This is a genomic window from Tepidibacter mesophilus (assembly GCF_002724055.1).
Lineage (GTDB): Bacteria > Bacillota > Clostridia > Peptostreptococcales > Peptostreptococcaceae > Tepidibacter_A > Tepidibacter_A mesophilus.
On sequence record NZ_BDQY01000024.1, the window covers coordinates 23,812 to 47,769 of the forward strand.

16 protein-coding genes are annotated in these 23,958 nt (G+C 27.9%); 15 read left to right on the forward strand and 1 reads right to left on the reverse strand.

Annotation, left to right across the window (positions count from 1 at the left end; genetic code table 11):
• Positions 1 to 185: 185 nt before the first annotated feature.
• The gene (gene fba, locus Tmeso_RS13115) at positions 186 to 1,049 is read right to left on the reverse strand and encodes a class II fructose-1,6-bisphosphate aldolase (RefSeq protein WP_099191932.1); all 864 of its coding nucleotides are present in this window, start codon (positions 1,047 to 1,049) and stop codon (positions 186 to 188) included.
• A 272-nt stretch (positions 1,050 to 1,321) separates the two neighbouring features.
• On the opposite strand from fba, the gene Tmeso_RS13120 reads away from it, so the two are divergent.
• The 15 genes from Tmeso_RS13120 to Tmeso_RS13185 all read left to right on the forward strand — a co-directional run bounded on the left by Tmeso_RS13120 (position 1,322) and on the right by Tmeso_RS13185 (position 23,853).
• The gene (locus Tmeso_RS13120) at positions 1,322 to 1,651 is read left to right on the forward strand and encodes a DUF1904 domain-containing protein (protein WP_099191934.1); all 330 of its coding nucleotides are present in this window, start codon (positions 1,322 to 1,324) and stop codon (positions 1,649 to 1,651) included.
• Positions 1,652 to 1,661: 10 nt separating this feature from the next.
• Entirely contained in the window at positions 1,662 to 2,987 is a 1,326-nt protein-coding gene (locus Tmeso_RS13125; RefSeq protein ID WP_099191936.1) for an RsmF rRNA methyltransferase first C-terminal domain-containing protein, read from the forward strand.
• 9 nt (positions 2,988 to 2,996) lie between these two features.
• Positions 2,997 to 3,719, forward strand: a complete 723-nt coding sequence (locus Tmeso_RS13130) for a pseudouridine synthase (RefSeq protein ID WP_099191938.1) — start codon at positions 2,997 to 2,999, stop codon at positions 3,717 to 3,719.
• An 11-nt stretch (positions 3,720 to 3,730) separates the two neighbouring features.
• Positions 3,731 to 4,477, forward strand: a complete 747-nt coding sequence (locus tag Tmeso_RS13135; protein WP_099191940.1) for a phosphatase — start codon at positions 3,731 to 3,733, stop codon at positions 4,475 to 4,477.
• 282 nt (positions 4,478 to 4,759) lie between these two features.
• Positions 4,760 to 6,118, forward strand: a complete 1,359-nt coding sequence (rlmD, locus tag Tmeso_RS13140) for a 23S rRNA (uracil(1939)-C(5))-methyltransferase RlmD (RefSeq protein WP_099191942.1) — start codon at positions 4,760 to 4,762, stop codon at positions 6,116 to 6,118.
• 401 nt (positions 6,119 to 6,519) lie between these two features.
• Positions 6,520 to 7,551, forward strand: coding sequence for an NERD domain-containing protein (locus tag Tmeso_RS13145; RefSeq protein ID WP_099191944.1), 1,032 nt, complete (start codon positions 6,520 to 6,522; stop codon positions 7,549 to 7,551).
• Between the two features lie 38 nt (positions 7,552 to 7,589).
• Positions 7,590 to 7,721, forward strand: a complete 132-nt coding sequence (locus Tmeso_RS16990; protein WP_278281469.1) for a hypothetical protein — start codon at positions 7,590 to 7,592, stop codon at positions 7,719 to 7,721.
• A gap of 113 nt (positions 7,722 to 7,834) precedes the next feature.
• The gene (locus Tmeso_RS13150; RefSeq protein WP_187296358.1) at positions 7,835 to 8,800 is read left to right on the forward strand and encodes a PD-(D/E)XK nuclease family protein; all 966 of its coding nucleotides are present in this window, start codon (positions 7,835 to 7,837) and stop codon (positions 8,798 to 8,800) included.
• A 125-nt stretch (positions 8,801 to 8,925) separates the two neighbouring features.
• Complete coding sequence (locus tag Tmeso_RS13155; RefSeq protein ID WP_099191948.1) at positions 8,926 to 9,522, forward strand: DUF1819 family protein; 597 nt, start codon at positions 8,926 to 8,928, stop codon at positions 9,520 to 9,522.
• Positions 9,523 to 10,101, forward strand: coding sequence for a DUF1788 domain-containing protein (locus Tmeso_RS13160; protein ID WP_099191950.1), 579 nt, complete (start codon positions 9,523 to 9,525; stop codon positions 10,099 to 10,101).
• 158 nt (positions 10,102 to 10,259) lie between these two features.
• Positions 10,260 to 13,832 (forward strand): BREX system P-loop protein BrxC, encoded by a 3,573-nt coding sequence (brxC, locus tag Tmeso_RS13165; RefSeq protein WP_099191952.1) that lies wholly within the window; start codon positions 10,260 to 10,262, stop codon positions 13,830 to 13,832.
• Between the two features lie 17 nt (positions 13,833 to 13,849).
• The gene (gene pglX, locus Tmeso_RS13170) at positions 13,850 to 17,521 is read left to right on the forward strand and encodes a BREX-1 system adenine-specific DNA-methyltransferase PglX (protein WP_099191954.1); all 3,672 of its coding nucleotides are present in this window, start codon (positions 13,850 to 13,852) and stop codon (positions 17,519 to 17,521) included.
• An 11-nt stretch (positions 17,522 to 17,532) separates the two neighbouring features.
• Positions 17,533 to 18,570, forward strand: coding sequence for an AAA family ATPase (locus Tmeso_RS13175; RefSeq protein ID WP_278281470.1), 1,038 nt, complete (start codon positions 17,533 to 17,535; stop codon positions 18,568 to 18,570).
• Positions 18,570 to 19,310, forward strand: coding sequence for a DUF3226 domain-containing protein (locus tag Tmeso_RS13180; RefSeq protein WP_099191958.1), 741 nt, complete (start codon positions 18,570 to 18,572; stop codon positions 19,308 to 19,310). Before Tmeso_RS13175 ends, Tmeso_RS13180 begins: the two co-directional genes overlap by 1 nt.
• 34 nt (positions 19,311 to 19,344) lie before the next feature.
• Positions 19,345 to 23,853 (forward strand): AAA domain-containing protein, encoded by a 4,509-nt coding sequence (locus Tmeso_RS13185; RefSeq protein WP_099191960.1) that lies wholly within the window; start codon positions 19,345 to 19,347, stop codon positions 23,851 to 23,853.
• Positions 23,854 to 23,958: the final 105 nt, after the last annotated feature.

The window sequence follows — 23,958 nt, forward strand, 5'->3', positions numbered from 1 at the left end:
TTTCTTGATTTATATAATTTTAATTCGCGTTATAAAGAATGAATTCAAATTTAGAACTCATTTCATACGGAATTTTAATTACAACTAAACATTATACACTTAAATTAGGAAAAGTAAAAGAGCATAGAAAATAAATTCTATGCTCTTGATATAATTATGAAATTCTTACCCTTGTTATATGTTAATTAAGCTTTGTTTACAGATCCGAATAACTCCATTTTTTCTTTAACAGTATTTTTTATAGCTTCAAATCCAGGCCCCAATATTTTACGAGGGTCAAATCCTTTACCTTCTAAGTCTTTACCAGCTTCGATGTACTTACGAGTAGCTGCTGCGAATGATAATTGACATTCTGTATTAACGTTGATTTTAGCAACTCCTAAAGAGATAGCCTTTTGTATCATATCTTCAGGTATACCAGTTCCACCGTGAAGTACAAGTGGCATATTTCCTGTAGCATCTTGAATATTAGCTAAAGCTTCAAAGTTAAGTCCAGCCCAGTTTTCTGGATATTGACCGTGAATATTACCAATACCAGCTGCTAACATATCAACACCTAATTCAGCTATTGACTTACATTCTGAAGCATCAGCTATTTCACCAGCACCTACAACACCGTCTTCTTCGCCACCGATAGAACCAACTTCAGCTTCAACTGAAAGACCTCTATTATGAGCTATATCTATTATTCCTTTAGTTTTAGCTATATTTTCTTTTATTTCGTAGTGAGATCCATCAAACATTATAGAAGAGAAACCAGCTTCCATAGCTTTTAAAGCTCCATCATAACTACCATGGTCTAAGTGAAGTGCAACAGGAACAGTGATATTTAACTCTTCTATTAAACCATTAGTCATTCCAACTACAGTTTTAAATCCACCCATATACTTACCTGCACCTTCAGATACGCCAAGTATAACTGGTGAGTTGTTTTCTTGAGCAGTTAATAAAATCGCCTTAGTCCATTCTAAGTTATTGATATTGAATTGACCTACTGCATATTTACCTTCTCTAGCTTTAACTAACATTTCTTTTGCTGAAACTAACATAAAGTAACCTCCATAATTTTGAATTTAAATAAATTTAATAGAAAACAATATATATGTATTATTCTCTTTATACCCAATATTATAATCCAAAATTATAAAATATGAAATATAAAATTTTTTATTTTTATATTTTAAAATATAAAAATAAAAAATATATTTGAAAAAAGCATTTTAAACCCACATAAAGGGCGGTTATATTGTAATCATCAAGAATAAAAAGTATAATAATATTTGACAATAATGATAGAGAAGAGAATATAGGAGGAAAAAATATGCCACAAATTAAAATAAGAGGAATTGAAGCCAATGAGGTTTGTAAAATAAGTGAAAAAATGATAGATGAATTAGTTAATATTGTTAAGTGCCCAAGAGATTATTTTGAGATAGAGTGTATTCAATCAGTAGCCATAAGAAATGGACAAATAGAAGAAGTATATCCATTTATAGAGGTTGCTTGGTTTGATAGAGGACAAGATACTCAAGATAAGGTAGCTAAGATTATAACTGATAGTATAAGAGAAGGTCTTAACATTGAAAGCTTAGATTTAGCTTTTACTACATTTGATAAAGCAAAATACTATGAAAACGGTGAGCATTTTTAGGAGAAGATATATGAAATTACCAGTTGAATTTTTAGATAACATGAAAGATATATTAAATGATGAATTTGATGCTTTTTTAAAAAGCTACGATGAAAAAAGATATTACGGATTTAGAATAAATACACTTAAAATTTCAGTTGATGAGTTTTTGAACATTTCTCCTTTTAATTTGAGTAAAATTCCTTGGAGTAGTGATGGATTTTACTATGAAGAAGATATAAGACCTGCCAAATCACCTTTTTACAATGCAGGACTTTACTATATACAAGAACCATCAGCTATGTCTCCTGTTGAATTCTTAGATGTTCAAAAAGGACATAAGGTACTGGATTTATGTGCTGCTCCTGGTGGTAAGAGTATTCAAATAGCATCAAGACTTCAAGGTGAAGGAATTCTTGTAACTAATGATATAAGTTCAAGTAGAGTAAAACCTCTTGTAAAGAATATAGAGATGTATGGAGTATCTAATGTATTAGTTACTAATGACTCGCCAAATAGACTTTGTAATAACTTTGAAGGATTTTTTGACAGAGTTTTAGTAGATGCACCTTGTTCTGGTGAGGGTATGTTTAGAAAAGATGAAAAACTTATAAAGAGTTGGGAAAAAGACGATATAAGTATATATCCTAATGTGCAAAGAGAAATATTAGATGAAGCGGCTAAGATGTTAAAGGTTGGAGGAAAGTTAGTATACTCTACTTGTACATTCAATAAAGATGAGAATGAGAATATGATACAAGAATTTTTAGATAAAAAAGATAACTTTGAGTTACTTAATATAGAAAAAATCGGCGGAATTTCTGAAGGTTTAGGACTTGAAGGAGTTGCAAGACTATGGCCTCATAAATTAAATGGAGAAGGGCATTTTTTAGCTCTTTTACAAAAGGTAGACGGGGAAACAAAAGAGTACAAAAGTTTAAAAAATAAGAAAAAGCCAGAGTGCTTTCAAGAATTTGAAAAAGAAAACATGAACACGACTTTAGATGGGAACTTTATAACTATAAATGATAATCTATATTTAGCTCCAAAGGATATGATAGAAACTAAGAACTTAAAGGCAGTTAGAACCGGTCTTTTACTTGGTAAAGTAATTAAAAATAGATTTAAGCCATCACAGGCACTTTGTATGGCACTTAAAAAAGAAGATTTTAAAAGAGTAATAAATTTAGATTCAAATGATCCAAATGTTATAAAGTATCTAAAGCGAGAAACAATATTTACAGAGGGTGAAAATGGATTAAACCTGGTATGTGTAAACGGATACCCACTTGGATTTGGAAAATTAAATAAAGGAACATTAAAAAACGGATATGAAAAATCCTGGAGATGGATTTAGGAGGATATTATGGCTAAAAAAATGAGAATAGACAAGGTGTTATCTAATATAGGATATGGAAGTAGAACTGAGATTAATATAGCTTGCAAAAAAGGTTTGGTTGTTGTTAATGGAGAGATTGTAAAAAAGAATTCAACTCAAGTAGATCCAGAAAATGATGAGATATTATTTGATGGAGAAAAAATCAATTATAGAGAATTTATATATTTAATCATGAATAAGCCAGCAGGTTGTATTTCAGCAACAACTGATAAATATGATCAAACGGTTATTGATTTATTAGATCTGGAGCATATAGCATTCGATCCTTTCCCTGTTGGAAGACTTGATAAGGATACAGAGGGTCTTTTAGTAATTACTAACGATGGAAAGTTATCTCATAGATTATTGTCTCCTAAGAAACACGTTCCCAAAACGTATTTTGCAAAAGTTGATGGAGTAGTAACGAATGAAGATATTGAAGCATTTAAAGAAGGTGTAGTATTAGATGATGGATATAAGACTTTACCAGGAGAGCTTGAAATATTAAAAAGCGGTGATATATCTGAGATAAACTTAACTATACATGAAGGAAAATTTCATCAAGTTAAGAGAATGTTTGAAAGTGTAGACAAAAAAGTAGTATATTTAAAGAGAATACAAATGGGTAAATTAAAATTAGATGAAAAATTAGAACTTGGAGAATATAGAGAGTTAACTAAAGAAGAACTAGAATTATTAGAGACAAAATAGGAGTTGATAAAATGAAGTTTGAATTTGATACACATTGTCATACAATTGCTAGTGGACATGCATACAGTACTGTTCATGACTTAGCAAGAGAGGCTAAAAATGTAGGTCTTAAGATGTTTGCTTTAACAGATCATGCACCAGCAATGCCAGGTGGACCACATGTATATCATATAGCTAATCAAAAGGTTATACCTAGAGTTATAGATGGTGTATTTGTGTTAAGAGGGGTTGAAGCTAATATTATAGACTATAATGGAAAGTTAGATATGGATGAAGAATTTTTGCCAGAGCTTGATTTAGTATTGGCAAGTCTTCATGATGTTTGTATAAAGCCTGGAACTAAGGAAGAGAACACTAATGCACTTATTAAAGCTATGGAAAACAAGTATGTAGATATAATAGGACATCCTGGAAATCCATCATTTGATATAGACGCAAAGAGAGTTTTACAAGCTGCAAAAGATAACAATGTATTAATAGAGATAAATAACAGTTCATTTGGAAAGAGTAGACCGGGAAGTAGGGAAAACTGTATTAAAATAATTAAGATGGCTAAGGAGATGAATGTTAAATTAGTTGCAGGAACAGATACTCATATAGCATTCCAAATAGGAAACTTTGATCATGTTAGGGAAGTATTTGAGGAAGCTGGAATTCCAGATGAACTTGTTGTGAATAACTCATTGGAGAGTTTTATAGATTATTTGGATTCTAAAGGAAAGAAAAATATTAAGGATTTTAAAGAACTTTTAAAATAAAGAGTAATTAATATTATATCCTTTATAAAGAAACTAAAAATTATTAAATTTTCTCTCTTAACTTAAATTTTATTCTAATTTATAAAAACATAACAAGGTTAGAATAAATATTTAAAAGTCGTTCGAAACTTTAATAATTCCTAGTTTCTTAAATTACTTTATAGTTGGTTGTGAGCAAAAATATTCATATAAAAATATCGTTCGTGTAAATATATTTTGATATGAATATTTTTAGATATATGATTATTATAGTTTTAAAATATTGTACGGTGGAGGTTAAGTGTGAAAAAAAGAGATATAGTAGAGCTTAAGATAGATGGGATGGATTTTGGTGGAAATTCATATGGATTTATAGAAGGTGAAAGAGTTGATGTTAAGGGTGGTATTACTGGACAGACTCTTAAGGTTTTAATAAAGAAGGTTAGAAAGAATAAGATAGAAGGAAAGTCTCTTGGATTAATAGAAAAGTCTGATATGGAAACTTGTGATACTTGTGATCATTTCGGATTTTGTGGTGGATGTTCAATGCTTTCTGTTCCTTATGAAGAGCAAATTGAGATAAAGGAAGGTCAAATACTTGATTTATTCTCTGAAGAAAATTTTGTTGGATTTAAGTTTTTAGGTGTTGAGGGCAGTCCTCAAAATCGTGAGTATAGAAATAAGATGGAGTATACTTTTGGTGATGAGGAGAAGGATGGTCCTTTGACTCTTGGTTTTCATAAAAAGGGAAGAGCAATGGATATAATAACTGTTGATACTTGTATGTTAATAGATGAGGATTATAGAAAGATACTTAAGAGTACCGTAGATTACTTTGCAGATAAAGGACTTGCATATTATAAGACTATGCCTCATACAGGTTATCTTAGAAATCTAGTTGTTAGAAAAGGACTTAATACTAATGAGATAATGGTTAATATAGTTACTTCTACTCAAGCTGATTTTGATATGACTGAGTACAAGGATATGTTATTAAATCTTGGTACTAATGGCGAAATGGTAAGTATACTTCACACAGAAAATGATGGACTTGCAGATGCAGTTCAGTGTGATAAGTTGAATGTACTTCATGGAAGAGACTATATATATGAAGAGTTGCTTGGACTTAAGTTTAAGATATCTCCATTCTCATTCTTCCAAACTAATACTAAGGGTGCGGAAAGACTTTATCAAATAGCTTCTGAATTTATAGGAGATCAAAAAGATAAGGTTGTATTTGACTTATATAGTGGAACTGGAACTATAGCTCAAATGGTATCAAAGAGTGCTAAGAAAGTTATAGGTATAGAGATTGTTGAAGAAGCAGTAGAAGCTGCTAAGGAAAATGCTAGAATAAACAATATAACTAATTGTGAGTTTATAGCAGGTGATGTAGCTCAAAAGGTTAAGTCTATAAAGGCAAAGCCAGATTTAATTATCGTTGATCCACCAAGACCAGGTATTCATAAGAATGCTTTAAAGGATATAATAGGATTTAACTCTAAAGAGATTCTTTATATATCTTGTAATCCTAAGACTTTGGTTAAGGATTTGGTTGGATTTGAAGAAGGTGGATATGGAATAGTTCAGGTTCAAGGAATGGATATGTTCCCTAACACGCCTCACATGGAAACAGTTGTACTTCTTAGAAAAAAGAATTAGAAAATTGTATAGTGCTTAAGCCGAAATGACGCTTATTAAAATACCGCTACTGTAATAATATTTTTATAAAACTAAAGATTGTGTCTTATACAATATCCTAAAACTTCTTAAACTCGCTCTGTTCAGACAAAAGAAGTTTCTTAACGGATATTACAACGCCGCAATCTAAGTTTTATAGAAAAATATTAAAAACCAGTAGCTAACATTTTAATAAGCGTCATTTTTTGGTATGCATATAATGAAAACAAAGAGTAATCTAAAAGTTGATTTTGCAAAATATTCACATTTGGAAGATAGAATACATTATTTAAATAAATATGTAAAAAAATATTATTTTATGTTAAATTATAGTTATTTAAACTATAATTGTAATAGAAAATAATATAAAGGGGAGAACTGTTATGTCTTTAGTACAAGATGCTTTACTTTCTATATTTAAGAAGAGAACAATAAATCAGCCGATATTTTTAAAAGAATTCGATAAGAATAATGCTCAAATCAATGATTTAATTGAACTTTCACAAAAAGTTATTTCTAATAAAAAGGAATTTATAGATAGAGATATAACTCTATTAAAATATGGGTTAGATGGTGAAAACAATGTTTATTACGAATTAAAAAATTCATTTATTCCAATGATATGCTTACATGATATAAGACTTGAATATGGAGATTATGTTGCTCAATTTGATTTTATTATTATTACTAATAAATTCATATTGGTACTTGAAACAAAAAAACTTACAGGGGATATTGAAATTACTGCTGAGGGTGATTTTATTAGAATAATAAAAAATAGTTATGGAAAAACAATTAAGAAAGAGGGCATGTATAGTCCAATATCTCAAAATGAACGCCATGTCAATATACTTAAAGAAATTTTAACTAAAAATGGAATAATAAAAACTTTACCAGTTAAATCTGCCGTTATTATTGCTAATCCAAAAACAATATTAAATAAAAGTAAGTGTTCAAAATATATTCAAAATAGTATATATAAATATGATCAGATAATAAATATTTTGAAAAAAGAATTAAATAATAAAGATAATGAAAAAAATATTCTTGAAAAGTATATGTTTGAGATATCAGATTTTTTGGTAAAAAATAACAAATCATTAAAAATTGATTATATGTCTAAATATAAATTATCGGATATAGACTTTGATTTATATCAACAGGGAAAAAATGAAATAATAAAAAATTCATTGGATGAAAATATGTATATAGCATTAAAGGAATACAGATTAAAAACTTCTAGAGAAGAAGGAATAAAAGCGTATATGGTTTTTAATAACCAAGAATTAGATTTACTTATTAAAGCTAAACCTAAAAATAAAATAGAATTATTTAAAATTAAAGGTTTCGGAGAAAAGAAAGTAGAAAAATATGGAGATTATATTTGCAATATTTTAAATGGAAAAACTGTATAAATAGAAAATCTATATATTCAAAACAGTGAACTACTTCAGTGCAAGTAGACAGTGGAAATAATTACATTAAAGAACTAGAAATATTATTTAATAAATATAGTAATAATTTTACTTCAGAACAAACTAAGGAGGAAGTAGCTACTATGAATGAATATTGCAAAAGTGAGTAAATAAGATACATTAAATATACGAAAGGTTAGATCTGGGGAGATGAAATTATGAGTAGTATTTACAGCAGACTATTAAGGCTATATAGAAAAATATAGATTCAGGAAAGACTCCATTGGAAGATTATGCAACAGAAATTCTAGTTGGATTAATTGAAGCTAATAAAGAAATATTTAGAGATTTTGCAAAAAATATATTAGAAATTCCAGGAGATAATTTTCAAATTGAATCTCAAAGAAGATTTAACCTAAAAGATGACACTGATTTTATAGTAGATATTGTAATTGAAAATCAAGATACAATTTGTTTTCTTGAAAATAAAGTCAATTCATCAGAAGGAGAAAGACAATTAGAAAGATATAGTAAGGTTTTAAATAATATACAAAAAGAAAAAAATAAAGATATATATCTAAGATATTGTACTAAATATTATGATAAGAAAGATATAATAGACATTAATTTTAAACAGTTTAGATGGGTTAATGTATATAGAGTTTTAAAAAAATACGAAAATAATAAAATGATTAGAGAATTTTTAGAATTTTTAAGGGGTGAGGATATGGTTACTGCAGGAAATTTTAATTTTCAAGATTTAATAGTTTTAGCTAATCTTAATGCTACTTTTTCAAAAATAAATGAGTGTTTTGATAATTTAAGAAGTATATTTTCAGATGGTTTTGGAAAATTAAATCATAGTTCGACTATAAAACAAATTAAAGATACTAATGGCTGTTGGTTATGGAGAGATAACGCATTTGGAGAAGGATATTCAGAAGTATGTTTAGGTATCAGTCTTTCAGAATGTGACGGAAAAATAATACCATACTTAGTTGTAAGTGTATATTGCATGAAAAATAATAGCAAATATGATGAGTTTAAGAAATACATAGAAAAAAATGAGGATTTTTTTGAATATATTGATATAGAAGATAATAGAAGTGATGCATGGTTTGAAGAACCACTTTCTAATTTTATAGCTAGCGATAATCAATTTGAAGAAATAGAAGAATGGTTTATAGAGAAGTTAGATAAATTAAATGAGTTTAGAAAAAGAACACCTGAATTAGAATGGAATTGTTAGCAACGAAAAAATTACTGGATATCATTATCCAGTAATTTTTTTTGTTTAGAATAAAATCTTAAACTTGTGATATAATCAAATTATGACATAAAAAAGTGGACCGAAAAAAATGGAGGATTTTAAAAATGGATAAATATACTTCTACAATTAAATCAATGTCTTTTCTGTATAATGAGTTAAAAATAGCTTGTAAACTTGTGTTACAAGGGGTACAAGAAAAAGAATTAAAACAAAAATCAATTGAAGAAAATATCTTTATGGTTAATTCTGAAAGTAGAAAAAAAGAAATTGCTTCAACTGCTGCAAAAAGAATTAAAGCTTTAGATGAATTTTCAATTGAAAAAATTGCAAATGGAAACTTACAAACAAGTAAACAATTAGCACTATATTCTATACTTAAAACAGACAGGCTATTTTTTGAATTTATGAATGATGTATATAAAGATAAATATATACTAAGATACTTTATAATAGAAGACAAAGATTTGGATATATTTTTTCAAAAGAAAGCTCAGCAAAATGATAAAATTGCATCGTGGAAAGAATATACATTTTACAAACTAAAACAAGTATATAAGAGAATTTTGATAGAAGCAGGATTTGCAAAGAAAAACAATAAAAACATTGAAATAATACCTCCTATTATGGAGATAGAAGTAATAGAGCATTTAAAAGAAAAAGGTGACACTGCATTTTTAAATGCTATGTTAGGAGAGATATAAATGAAAAAAAATATTTATCAAAGATTAGATCTGATTTTACCTAAATTAATGGATACAAGTTTTAGAGAAAATAAAGGTCTTGGAAATGAAATTGGATTTTATATTTTTGATTACAATCCAAAAGATGAAATACTAGTAAGAGAGCATATACAATTTTTAAAACAAAAGATAAATAATGAAAACTCAGAAATCAAAATAAAAGAATTTGACTTGTATGAAATTATAATTGAAATATTACAAGAAAAGGGATATTTACAAAAGACAATAGAAATGGAAGAAAAGAAAAGTACGCAAAAGGCAATAGATGCTATAAAGAAGACTCTAAGACTTACTCAAAATAATGATTTAATAGTAGATCATATTAGGCAAAGAGTAGAAAAAGACGATATTGTATTTTTAACAGGGATAGGAAAAGCATGGCCTATAATTCGTTCTCATACTATCTTAAATACGTTACATTCAGTTGTAGATTACGTACCTCTTATTATGTTTTTTCCAGGTACTTATGATGGATTAGAACTTCAATTATTTGATGAAATAAAAGATGATAACTACTATAGAGCATTCAAACTTATATAAAGCGAAACTTAATTCAGATGGAGTTTTTACTCCAACTGAATTTCTAGTTGAGCTAATCCAGAAGCTGTTAAGTTCTTAACTCCAAACTTAAGAGGATGGAGTTTTAGAACTTTTAGCTTTCGGATAGATATAATAATCAAAATTGGGAGGAGAAAAATATGCAGCTTAAGAAAATGTTTGACAAAGACATCACAAGGGATATCAAAGGGGTTATAAAAGTAGGACAAGAAGATGATACAAATGTATATCAAGAGTTAGAAGAGTATGTAGTTACAAGAGAACTTTCAAAGCACTTTAGTGAGTTTTTTGAAGCTTATAAAAAAGGGGTACATGATTATACAGATAAAATGGGGGTATGGATTTCAGGATTCTTTGGAAGTGGTAAATCTCATTTTTTAAAAATCCTATCATACCTTCTAGAAAACAAAGAAGTTAAAGGAAATAAGGCAATATCATATTTTGATGACAAAATTAAAGATCCTATGGTAGTTGCTGATATGAAAATGGTGGGGGACATTACTACTGACGTTGTGCTATTTAATATAGATTCAAAATCTGATTCAGATTCAAAATCTAATAAAGATGCTATCGTTAAAGTATTTATGAAGGTATTTAATGAAATGCAGGGACTTTGTGGTTCTATGCCGTGGCTTGCAGATCTTGAAAGACAAATGATTAAAGATAATAGCTATGAAACTTTTAAGTCTAAATTTAAAGAGTTATCAGGAAGTGAATGGGAAGAATCTAGAGAAGACTTTTATTTTGAAGAAGACAATATAATTGAAGCTTTATCACAAACTACTAAAATGAGTGAAGAAGCTGCAAGGAACTGGTACAACAAGGCTGAAGAAAACTACTCTTTAAGTGTTGAAAAATTTGCACAAAAAGTTAAAGAATACATAGAATCTAAAGGCAAAAACCATCATGTAGTATTCTTGGTAGATGAAATTGGTCAGTACATAGGAGATGATGTAGGATTAATGCTAAATCTTCAAACTGTTATAGAGGATCTAGGAACTCACTGTGGAGGTAAAGCATGGGTTTTAGTTACATCACAACAAGATATAGATTCTATAACTAAAGTAAAAGGAAATGACTTCTCTAAAATTCAAGGTAGATTTAATACAAGACTAAATTTATCAAGTGCAAATGTAGATGAAGTAATTAAAAAGCGTATACTTCTTAAAAATCCTCCTGCAAAAGAAACATTAAGACTCGTTTATCAAGATAAAGAAGCGATACTTAAAAACTTAATCACATTTTCAACAGATGCAGCTGAGATGAAAACATATAAATCAGAGCAAGATTTTATAGAGGTTTATCCATTTATACCATACCAATTTAACTTGCTTCAATCGGTGTTTACTGGTATAAGACTACATGGAGCAAGTGGAAAACATTTATCAGAAGGAGAAAGATCACTTCTGAGTGCATTCCAAGAATCAGCAACAAGATATGTAGATAAAGAAGTAGGAACATTAATACCTTTTTCAGCTTTTTATGAAACAATAGAAGCTTTCTTAGATTCTAATATTAGAACAGTAATGATTCATGCAGAGGATAATGATAACTTAAATGACTTTGATATGAAAGTTTTAAAAACACTATTTTTAATTAGGTATGTTAAGGAAATACATTCAAATATAGAGAATATAGCAACCTTAATGGTTTCAAATATTGATGATGATAAAATAGATCTTAAAAAGAATATAGAGGGATCTTTAAGAAGATTATTAAAAGAGACTCTAATACAGAAAAATGGAGAAGAATATATATTCTTAACTAATGAAGAACAAGATGTAAATAAAGAAATTCAACATATACAAGTAGATATAGGAGAAACAATTTTAAAAATTGGAGAAGAGATATTTAGTGGAATATACAGTGATAAGAAATATAAATATAATTCAAGATATATTTTTGACTTTAATAAAATAATTGATGATAGACCAATGCTTTCTCAAAATCATGAAATAGGTCTGAAAATAATAACACCTTACTACGATACAGGGGTAGAACTTACAGAGCAAGAACTAAAAATGATGTCATCAAGAGAAAACAACTTAATAGTTAAACTTCCTATGGACACATCGTATTTAGAAGAGATGGAACAAATATTAAAAATAGAAACATATTTACGCCAAAAAGCTTCAACATCATCAAATAAAAATGAAGAAATAAAAATAAGAAAGCAAAGAGAAATAACAGAAAGAAAAGAAAGAGTAACGACACTTATTATACAAGCTTTAAAAGATGGAGATATATTTGTTAATTCTCAAAAACTAGATATAAAATCTAAAAATCCAGCAGATAGGATAAATGATGGATTTAAAAATCTTATTGAAAATATGTATAATAAGCTTCACTATATGACAGATTTTATAGAAAATGAAAGGCAATTACATGAACTATTAGCAGAAAATAAAATCCAATTAGCATTAACAGATGATAGAAAAAATAAATTAGCAATAGATGATGTAAATAAATATGTTCATAGAAATACAGAAAGAAATATTCCGATGAGTATAAAATCTATAACTACTTTATATTCTAGAGCTCCTTATGGATGGAGAGATTTAGATATAGCAGGAATCGTATTAACATTATTTAAAGAACAAGAAATACAGCTAGTTCTTAATCATGAATATTTAACTACATCGGATAAAGATATAGTTAGATACGTTACTAAGAGAGATTATGTAGATAGATTAGTGATTAAAAAGAGAATAAAAACTCCAGTAAAATATATAAATAATGCTAAAACTTTGGCTAAAGAAGTATTTAATCATGCAGCAGTTCCAAGTGATGAAGATGGACTTATGAATAGATTTAAAGAACTTTGCTATAATGAGCTTTATGAAAAATCAGATAGCATTAAAGAATTATTAGGAGAGTACAAAAATGACAAAAAGTATCCAGGAAAAGATATTTTAGAAAAAGGAAAAGAGATATTTGAAAAAGTTATAAAAATAAAAGATGTAAAAGAGTTTTATGAAGAATTATATGAACTTCAAGATGATTTTTTAGATTATGAAGAAAGTGTATACGATATAAAGAAATTTTTTGAAAATCAAAAAAATCAATTTGATAAAGCTCTTCATCAATTGAGTATTTATTCAAAAAATAAAACTTACGTTTTAGATAATGAAACTATAGAAATAGTAAACAAAATAGATAAAATAGCAAATTCTAAGAAACCATATAATGAAATTCAAAAACTACCAGATTTAATAAATGAATTTGTAGAGAAATTTACAGATCTTTTAGAAGAAGAGTGTAAACCAGTAAAAAATGTAATTGAAAGCGATTATAAGAAAGTAATTGGTGAACTGGAATTATATGATTTAAAAGAGGAACTTTATAATCAATTTAAAAATCAATTTGAAGATTTATTAAATAGATTAGACTCAGCTAATAACTTCTATGAAGCCATAGCAATGAAAGAAGAATCTGATAGATTAAAGATAAGATGCTTTGATAGAATTAATCAAAAAATTCAAGAAAAATTATTAAACCAAAAACAAGAAAATCAAAAGAAAGAAATAGAAGCAAAAGATGGTGAAAAACCATATATACCTAAAATCAAGAAGACTGTAAATGTCAGTATGTCTAATATATTACATGGAGCAAAGAGCATAGAAAGCAAACAAGATATAGATAATTTACTTAATGAAATAAGAAGAAAACTAGAAGATGAATTAAAAGAAGATACAATAGTTAAACTTATATAACATCAGGGGGTAAAATTATGAATAAGTCAGCTATCAAAAACTTTGCAATAAATGCAAGAACAAAGCTAATAGATAATATAACACAAAAAGCTTATGAACTGGGAATAACTAAAGAAGAAACAAAAGAAATAGAAACATTTGAAGGTGGATTTAGAGTTAAAGATAGAGAAAACAGCAAAATATTCAAAAAGCATGAGATAAAGCAGAGAGAACAACTTATAAGAATAATAAGTGAAAAGGGAATAGAGCAAGTAATAGAAGAAGTCTCTTATACTTGGTTTAATAGATTCATTGCCCTTAGATTTATGGAAGTAAATGAATACCTTCCAAGTGGTGTCAGAGTGTTATCCTCAATAGAGGATAACAAAACTGAACCCGACATTATAACTGAAGCTGAAAATATAGACTTAGATGTAGATAAAGAAATAATATATAGACTTTTAGATAACAATGAAACCCATGATTTATACAGATATTTATTAGTTAAACAGTGCAATGAACTAGGTAAAATAATGCCTTATATGTTTGAAGAAATAGCAGACTATACTGAACTTTTACTTCCTGATAACCTACTAGCAGAAAACTCAATAATAAGAGATTTAGTAGACGGTATAGAAGAAGATGATTTCAAAGAAGAAGTTGAGATAATAGGCTGGCTATATCAATACTATATATCAGAAAAGAAAGATGAAGTATTTGCAGGACTTAAGAAAAATAAAAAGATAACTAAAGAAAATATACCAGCAGCAACTCAACTATTTACACCAAAATGGATAGTAAAATATATGGTTGAAAACTCACTGGGAAGACTATGGCTAGAATCTCATCCAAATGAAGAACTTAAAGAAAGCTGGAAATACTACTTAGAAGAAGCAGAGCAAGAGCCAGAAGTTAAGGAACAGTTAGAAAAAATAATAAATAAAGATTTAAGCCCTGAGGATATAAAGGTACTTGACCCTGCCATGGGAAGTGGTCATATATTAGTTTATGCTTTTGATGTACTTTATGATATTTACTCAAGTGCGGGATACAGTGAAAGAGAAATACCAGCTTTAATACTTGAGAAAAACTTATATGGACTTGATATAGACGATAGAGCAGGGCAACTTGCATACTTTGCATTAATGATGAAAGCCAGAAGTAAGAACAGAAGAATATTTAGGAAATGTATAGATTTAAATATTTGCTCAATTAGTGAAAGTAATGGAATATCAAAAGAAGCTATAAATTACTTTGCAAATAATAATGAAAAGTTAAAAGAAGATACTACATATCTTGTAGATGTATTTGAAGATGCTAAGGAATATGGGTCAATACTTAATGTGGAGAAGGTTAATTTTGATGGTATTGCTAATAGGCTTGAGGAGATAAGAGAAAGTTATAATGAAAATTTATTTGAAACAGGTTATAAGAATGAGATAATTGAAAAGTTACCTGCTCTTATAAAGCAGGGAAGAATAATGAGTGAAAAATATAATATTTGTATAATGAATCCGCCGTATATGGGAAAAAAAGGTATGTCGAATAAATTAGCAAGTTTTGCTGATAAAAAATATAAAAAATATGATATAGATTTATTTTCAGTATTTATTAAAGTAGCAAAAGAATATACCTCTAAAAATGGATTTTTATCTTTGATAACTCAACCTACATGGTTAAATTCTAATTCGTTTAAAATATTAAGGGAATATGTTGTAAAAAATACATCAATTCAAAGTATGCTACATATGGGAAGAGGAATATTTGGTATAGATTTTGGATCTTCGGCATTTACATTAAGAAATAAGGTTGAAAATAATTATAAAGGTAGATATTTCAAATTATTTAATAGAACTTTCCAATATATTGATATGAATGATATAGAACAAATATTTTTATATTCAAAGAAAAATATATATTTTAAGTTTGATTTTAATAATTACCAAGTAGATACTTCTAAAAGTATTATTAATGAAGATAGAGAAGAAAATGAAATAAAAATAAATTTACCAACTAAAATTCAATATATATATAATCAGAAAAATTTTAAATATATGCCTGATTATGTATATGCGTACACACTATCTGATGCTATGATAAAAAAGTTTATAGATTGTAAAAAATTAATAGATGAAAGTCCTGTGAAAGAAGGCATAAATACAGGAAATAATGATAGATTCTTAAAAATATGGCATGAGGTATCAATAAAAAAGATTGGTTATAATACTAATAGTAGGAAAGAAAGTGAAGTAAATGGATATAGATGGTTTCCGCATAATAAAGGTGGAAGTTATAGAAAATGGTATGGAAACAACGATTATGTAGTAGATTGGATGAATGATGGATATGAAATTAGAAATTTTAGAGATGATAAAGGTAAATTAAGATCTAGTTTAAGAAATTTAGATTATTTTTTTAATTCAGGGATAACATATGCAGGAATAAGCTCAGGAAATTTTAGTTGTAGATATTTTGGAAAAGGATTCACATTTAATAGTATGGGAAGATCGATATTCCCTTCTGATAAAAATATATACTATTTTATAAGTTTATTAAATTCAAAAGTTTCTATGGAATTTTTAAAAGTATTAGCACCTACATTGAGTTTTACAGTTGGAGCAGTAGGAAATATACCAACAATAGTAAATGAAAATATAAAAGAAAATATCGACTGCATAGGAGCAAAGTGTATAAATTTATCTAAAGAAGACTGGGATTCATTTGAAACATCATGGGATTTTAAAAAGCATCCACTACTTACATACAAGCAAGGTGCAAATACAATAGAACAATCATTTAATAATTGGTCAGAATTTGCAGATAATCAATTTAAACAATTAAAACATAACGAAGAAGAACTAAACAGAATATTCATTGACATATACGGACTTCAAGAAGAACTTACTCCAGAAGTTGAAGATAAAGATGTAACAATAAATAAAGCAGATGAAGTAAGGGATATAAAGTCATTTATATCTTACGTAGTAGGATGTATGTTCGGAAGATATTCACTTGATGAAGAAGGACTTGTATTTGCTGGTGGAGAGTTTGATAAAGATAGATACGAAACATTTAAAGTAGATGAAGATAATGTAATACCTATAACAGATGATTCGTACTTTGAGGATGATATAGTTGGTAGATTTATAGAGTTTGTAAAAATAACATTTGGAGAAGAAACAATAGAGGAAAATCTTGATTATATAGCAGATAAACTAAATAAGAAATCAAGTGAAACATCAAGACAAGCTATAAGAAGATACTTCTTAAAAGATTTCTATAAAGACCATTTAAAAACATATAAGAAAAAGCCTATATATTGGATGTTTGATAGTGGTAAGCAAGATGGATTTAAGGCACTTGTATATATGCACAGATATGATTCATCAACTGTTGCAAGAGTAAGAACGGATTATCTACATGAACTTCAAAAGAAATACGATTCAGAAATGAATAGACTAGATATTACTATAGATTCAGAGGTTTCAGCTAGAGAAAAAAGTGCTGCTAAGAAAAAGAAAGATAAGATAAGTAAGCAAATGATTGAGTGTGTAGCATATGATGAGGTTATTGCACATGTTGCAGATCAGAAAGCAGAAATAGATTTAGATGATGGAGTTAATGTGAATTATGCTAAATTCCAAGAGATAGTGATTTCTCAAGGAGAAAATAAGAAAGATAAAAAAGCTAATTTATTAGCCAAAATCTAAAAATATTAGAGGTGAAAAAGTTGACTCACATTCAAAAGTTAAATATTAATTCTTTTAGAGGTATACAAAATTTGAAACTTGAAAACTTAGCAAATATTAATATACTTCTTGGAAAAAACAACAGTGGTAAAACTTCTATATTAGAAGCTATTAGTGTATTAGAATATCCTAGTGAAATAGGAAATTATATAAAAGCTACTTCCAAAAGAGATACTTTTGGAAGTAGTAAGTTAAGTTATTATTCAAGTTTTATTAATACATTCAATAAAAACAATGATAATCAAGAAATGAAAATTGATATAAATGCATTGATAAAAAATAAAAAAATAGATTTTAGAATTTTTGGAGAAGAAGTTGAAGTATTGGAAGATCCGCATTATGTAACAACTGCATTTGAAGGAATTTTAAAATTTAATAATAAAGATAAAAAAATATCTATAGATGAAAATACTAAAGCTTTAAAAATAAATCCTAAAGATAGCTTTAAGACTACTAATATAGTTCATATTTCATCTTTTGATTATATGCTAAAAGATTTAACTAATAATGTTATAAAATCTGGTAATAAAGAAGAACTAATAAATATAATAAGAGTTTTTGATAAAGATATCATAGGGCTTGAAATGATAGGAGAAAAAGAAAAAATAGTTACATATATTCAGAACCAATATAAGGGGTTAATGCCATTATCTACTTATGGAGACGGACTTAGAAAAGTATTACTAATGGCATCAGCTGTGGTTCAAGCTAAAGATGGAGTACTATTAATAGATGAAGTCGAAACAGGAATTCATTATAGTGCTTTGGTAGAAATATTTAGATGGTTTATAAAAGTATGTAAAAAGTTTAATGTTCAAGTATTTATGACTTCACACAGTATAGAAGTTGTAGATGCAATTATTGAAAGTATAGATGATAGCGATAGTTTAAAAGAATCTTTAAGAGTTATTACTCTAAAGAAAAATGAAAATTCAGATATAAAAGTAAGAATATTAGATGGCTTCGAAGTTTACAAAAGCAGAGAAGAATATAATCTGGAGTTGAGATGATGAGAAGTATTTTACTTTGTGAGGGAAAAACAGACGCTATAATTTTAAGCTATTATCTAGGAAAAGTAAAAGGGTGGAACTATCATAGGGATAATAAGAAAAAATTAAATATTCCTGTTAGAAATAAAGATACAGAAGAAGTTAATTGGTATAAGTTAAATGATGATTTATTATCAATTTGGGCAGTAGGTGGAAAAGATAATTTTGATTATGCTATTTCAAAAATTATTGATATTAATAAAATAGCTAATGAAGAAGATGTTTTTAACAAAATTATTATTTTAAGAGATAGAGATAATTTTGAAAATGATGAGGATATTTCAAATGATTTAGATAAGAGTTTTTCTGATAAAGAATGCTTTTTAAATCTTAAAAATAATGAATGGATAGATGGAATATATAAGAATGAATTTGATGATGAAATGAGTGTAAAATGTTTAACTTTAATTATTCCTTTTGATAAAAAAGGAGCATTAGAAACATTTTTACTTGATGCAATAAGTGAGCTAGGGGATGAAGAAAAAGTGTTAATCAATAGATGTAAATCTTTCATTAATGATTTTAATTTAACTAAATATTTGAATACAGAAAGATTAAGAGTAAAAGGCGAGTTATCTACTACCCTTGCTGTTATGTATCCAGATAAGGTATTTACAACTATTGATAACATGTTAAGAAATATATCTTGGGAAAAATATAAATCAGTCCAAGAAAGTTTTAAAAAATTAGAAGAAATTTAGAATTAAGTAAAAAGGGATAGAAGGAGTAAGGTAGATGACAGATAATTTGCAGAAAGAGAAGCTTATTAAGCTATTTGAATTTTTAAAAGGATTTAATGATATAAAAAATCCGATAATATCAGATATAAATAACCAGCAGTGGATAAAATGGATGGATAGTATTCCAGAACATGAAAGTATAACAAACAATATATATAATTTTCAAAACGATAGTGATACTTTATTTAGTATTGATAAACCGAAGTTAACAGAATGCCCAACTCCGCCAGAAGAAATTAAAGATTGGTTAGAAAAAGAGTGGCACAATATAAGTAAAGAAGTTGTAGTGAAGAAAAAAATAGAAAAAATTGAATACGAAATAGATGATACTAATAAAAAAATAGAAAAATTAGTAACAATAAATTTTGAAGATGATAAAAATAGAGTAGTATCTCTTGATAAATGGGAAAAATTAAGAGAAAAGTGGGTTGAGGAAGAAAGCAAGGCAAGAGAAGCGGACGTAATATTTAATGGTTTATATTCACTTTATTCACTGTTAAAAAAAGAAGCAGAGGCTGTGGAACTGGTTTTAGGAGATGGAATTTTAAGTTATTTAGGAAATAAAAAAATAAATCATCCAATATTACTTCAAGCTGTAAATTTAGAATTTGATGCTAATATACCACAGTTTAAGGTTAATGTATCAGAAGACAGAGGTCCAGAGCTATATAAGAGCTTATTTAGCAATATTACAGAGTTGAATTATGAGCTATTATTAAGCATATATGAGGAATTTGATACTAGTCAATTTACACCATATGAACTTGCAGAAAGTAATTCATTTTTAAATAGACTTTCTCATGCTCTAGCATCAGATGGAAAATTTTTAGAGTCAATACAACAATATGAAGGAGCAAATAGTTATCCTCAAATTTATAGAAGACCTGTATTATTTGTTAGAAAAAGAAATCTAGGATTTGGAGTAGCTATAGATTCAATAATAGAAGATTTGAGTAATGCAGAAGAAATACCAGGATTTTTAAGGGATATAGCAGGTATTGAATATGATAATTCGCAAGAAGAGGTAAGCAATGATCAGAAAAATAATTTTTTAAGTGCTAATGGAATAGATGAAAATGTATTATTAACAAAACCAGCTAATGCAGAGCAATTAGCAGTAGCAAAGCACTTAGAGCGAAATGGAGCAGTTTTAGTTCAAGGACCTCCAGGCACAGGAAAAACTCATACAATAGCTAATATGGTGGGGCATCTATTATCTCAAGGTAAGAGTATATTAGTTACAAGTTATAGTGAAAAAGCGTTATCAGTATTAAAGGAAAAAGTAGTTGAAGATCTACAATCACTATGCTTAAGCCTACTTTCGACTACTGAAAGTAGACGTGAAATGGAAAAAAGTCTAGATGTTATTAATGAAAATAGGGCTAGACTAGAACCAAGTTATTTAGAAGAAAAAATTGAGATATTAGAAAAACAAAGGAAAGAACACATAGATAAATTAAATAAGCTAAAAATAGATTTGAAAAATGCAAGGACTAATGAATATAGACCAATAATTATTGGTGGAGAAGAGTATAAACCAATTGATGCAGCAAAGTATATTAACAAGTATAAAAATGATGCAAATTGGATGCCTACTCCTATAAGCTTAGGGAAAAGTTTGTCATTGAGTGAAGAAGAAATTAGTGAATTATATACTAGTAATATTAAGGTTAGCTTAGAAGAGGAAAAAGAATATGACAGCCAATTACCTAATTTAAATGAACTAATAACACCAATTGAATTTAATGAAATAATAAGCAAAAAGAACACATTTAGTAGTGAAAAATTATCAAGTGGTCTAGAATATTGGGATAGTGAGCGAAAAGAAAAAAATTCAATAGCTAATTTAGATTCAATTAATAATAGAATAATTAAAGCGCTAGCAAATATAGATATAGATATGCCATGGACATTAGAAACAATTGAGTCTGCTAAAGAAGAAGTTTTGAAAAATAATTGGATTTCATTAATAAATGAAATACAGGAAACATATAAATTATATCTTGATTGTTCAGAAAGTATACTAAATTATAATCCAGAATTTGTAGGAGTAGATCCGAAGACTGACATAAAGTTATCATTAAAATCAATAATTGAAAAGCTTGAAAATGGAGGAAAGATAACAAAAATAAATTTATTTTTTAATAAAGCATTAAAGAATTTCATAAATGCTTGTAGAGTAAATGGCCATATACCAACTGATATAAATGAATTTAAAGCATTAAATAGTTATCATGAATTAATGATAGCAAGGGAAAAGTTGAAAAATAGATGGAATAGACAAATTGCAACTTTAGGAGCAGAAGCAGCTGAGAATATGGGTGAAAATTTTGAATTAACATGTAAAAAGTACTGTTCAATAATTGAAGATAATATAAATTGGTATGAAGAAATATGGAACCCAATAATAAAGGATTTAAAAGCTTTTGGTATAAACTTAGAAAAACTAAAAAACAAACCAGACCTTTCAAGTGACAAATTCAGCAACCTTAAATATATAAAGTTAGAGTTGGGAAAAAATCTAATAGATATTATAGAGGCTCAAATATATAGAGTGCAATATAATGAAATAAACGATAATAAAAAGAAAATAGAAAGTATTGTTAATGAATATTCTAAAAATCAAAATAGCGAGATAATTAATGAATTACAAACAGCTGTAATGAAAGAAGACGTAGCTTTATATAAGGAGTGCTATGAGTCAATAAAAGCAATAAAGGAATTAGGTAAAGATATTGAAAGAAGAAGAGAACTATTAAATAAACTGGAGGCAAGTGCACCTGCTTGGGCAGAACAAATAAAAGGAAGACAAGGTGAGTTTGCAAAAGGAAATGTACCAAATAATGTTAAAGAAGCTTGGCTATATTGTCAATTTGTAGAAGAAATTAAATATAGAAATAGAATGTCTATAGATGAACTACAGCAAAGAATATTAGAATTAGAAAAAGTATTAAAAAGTAATACAGCAGAGTTAGCATTTAATAAAGCATGGCTATGCAAGTTGGGTGAATTCAATAATAATAAAAAACAGGTACAAGCAATTGAAGGATGGAGACAATTAATAAGAAAGATAGGAGCAGGAAAAGGAAAGAATGCTGAAAGATTAAAAGCAGAAGCAAGAAAACTTATGCCACAGTGTCAGAGTGCAGTTCCAGTTTGGATAATGCCATTAAATAAAGTTGTAGAGAACTTTAATCCTAAGGAGAATAAGTTTGATGTAGTTATTATTGATGAAGCAAGTCAAGCTGATGTTATGGCATTAGTTGCTTTATATTTAGCTAAACAAGTAATTATAGTTGGTGATAATGAACAAGTAAGTCCATTGGCTATTGGAGAAAAGACAGAGGATATAGAAAGACTAACAAAAGAATACTTATATGACATGCCAAATCATTTTTTATACTCTGGTAAATTTTCAATATATGATTTAGCACAAGCATCAGGATATCAACCAGTTAGGCTAAAGGAACATTTTAGATGTGTACCAGAAATTATAGAGTATTCAAATATACTATCTTATAATGGACAAATAAAGGCTCTGAGGGAAACTAGTGAGGTTAAAACAAAACCAGCAATTATAACATACAGAATATCGGATGCCACGGTTATAAATAAAACTAATCAAAAAGAGGTTGAAGCCATAGTATCATTGATATTAGCTTGTTGTCAAAATGAAGAATATAACGGTAAAACCTTTGGAGTAATAACTTTAAAAGGAGAAAAACAAGCTACATTGATAGATAGGTTGCTGCAAAGTAAGATGGACCCAATTGAGTATAGCAATAGAAATATCTTGTGTGGAAATCCAGCCAACTTTCAAGGCGATGAGAGAGATATCATTTTCTTATCAATGGTTGATGCAAATGAAGGTATAGGGCCTATGAGATTAACTTCATATGGAACTGATAATTTGTATAAAAAACGATATAATGTTGCAGTTAGCCGTGCGAAAGATCAACTGTGGCTTATTCACTCTGTAGATTCGGAAAATGATTTAAAACTTAAAGATATTAGAAAAGAATTGATTGATTACTGTAAAAATTACAAATCAAGACAAGTAGAGTTTGAAAAGAATGTGATTAAAGCCGAATCTGAGTTTGAAAAAAGAGTAATGAAATATCTTATCGAAAGAGGATATAAAATAGTGCCACAATGGGAAGTTGGTTCATTTAGAATAGATATGGTGGCAATTTATAAAGATAGTAAAGTAGCAATTGAATGTGATGGTGAACAATGGCATGGAGAAGATAAATTAGAAGAAGATATGAATAGACAGGCAATTCTAGAGAGGTTAGGATGGAGATTTATTAGGATAAGAGGAAGTGAATTCTTTAGCGAAGAAGAAGTAGCAATGGAGAGAGTAATCCGCAAATTAAATGATCTGGAGATATATCCAGATGAAAGTTTAGATGGATTAATTGAAGATGAATGCGGATTGAAGGAAAAAATTATTATTGAGGCAGATGAGATAAGAGATTCATGGGCATGTTATGCTATTGAATAATAATTTTTAAGATAATCTATTAAGAAGATATCTAAGCAGGTAGCTAATTTATTAGCTAAGATATAAGTAAAAATATTAATAACTTCTAACTCTATCTAATTATGA

Excerpts from the sequence above, each read along its gene's own strand:
- Tmeso_RS13135 (WP_099191940.1), top strand. The coding sequence starts at position 3,731 with ATGAAGTTTGAATTTGATACACATTGTCATACAATTGCTAGTGGACAT.
- fba (WP_099191932.1), bottom strand. The coding sequence starts at position 1,049 with ATGTTAGTTTCAGCAAAAGAAATGTTAGTTAAAGCTAGAGAAGGTAAA.
- brxC (WP_099191952.1), top strand. The coding sequence starts at position 10,260 with ATGCAGCTTAAGAAAATGTTTGACAAAGACATCACAAGGGATATCAAA.
- Tmeso_RS13155 (WP_099191948.1), top strand. The coding sequence starts at position 8,926 with ATGGATAAATATACTTCTACAATTAAATCAATGTCTTTTCTGTATAAT.
- Tmeso_RS13180 (WP_099191958.1), top strand. The coding sequence starts at position 18,570 with ATGAGAAGTATTTTACTTTGTGAGGGAAAAACAGACGCTATAATTTTA.
- Tmeso_RS13185 (WP_099191960.1), top strand. The coding sequence starts at position 19,345 with ATGACAGATAATTTGCAGAAAGAGAAGCTTATTAAGCTATTTGAATTT.
- Tmeso_RS13160 (WP_099191950.1), top strand. The coding sequence starts at position 9,523 with ATGAAAAAAAATATTTATCAAAGATTAGATCTGATTTTACCTAAATTA.
- pglX (WP_099191954.1), top strand. The coding sequence starts at position 13,850 with ATGAATAAGTCAGCTATCAAAAACTTTGCAATAAATGCAAGAACAAAG.
- Tmeso_RS13125 (WP_099191936.1), top strand. The coding sequence starts at position 1,662 with ATGAAATTACCAGTTGAATTTTTAGATAACATGAAAGATATATTAAAT.
- Tmeso_RS13120 (WP_099191934.1), top strand. The coding sequence starts at position 1,322 with ATGCCACAAATTAAAATAAGAGGAATTGAAGCCAATGAGGTTTGTAAA.
- Tmeso_RS13130 (WP_099191938.1), top strand. The coding sequence starts at position 2,997 with ATGGCTAAAAAAATGAGAATAGACAAGGTGTTATCTAATATAGGATAT.
- Tmeso_RS13145 (WP_099191944.1), top strand. The coding sequence starts at position 6,520 with ATGTCTTTAGTACAAGATGCTTTACTTTCTATATTTAAGAAGAGAACA.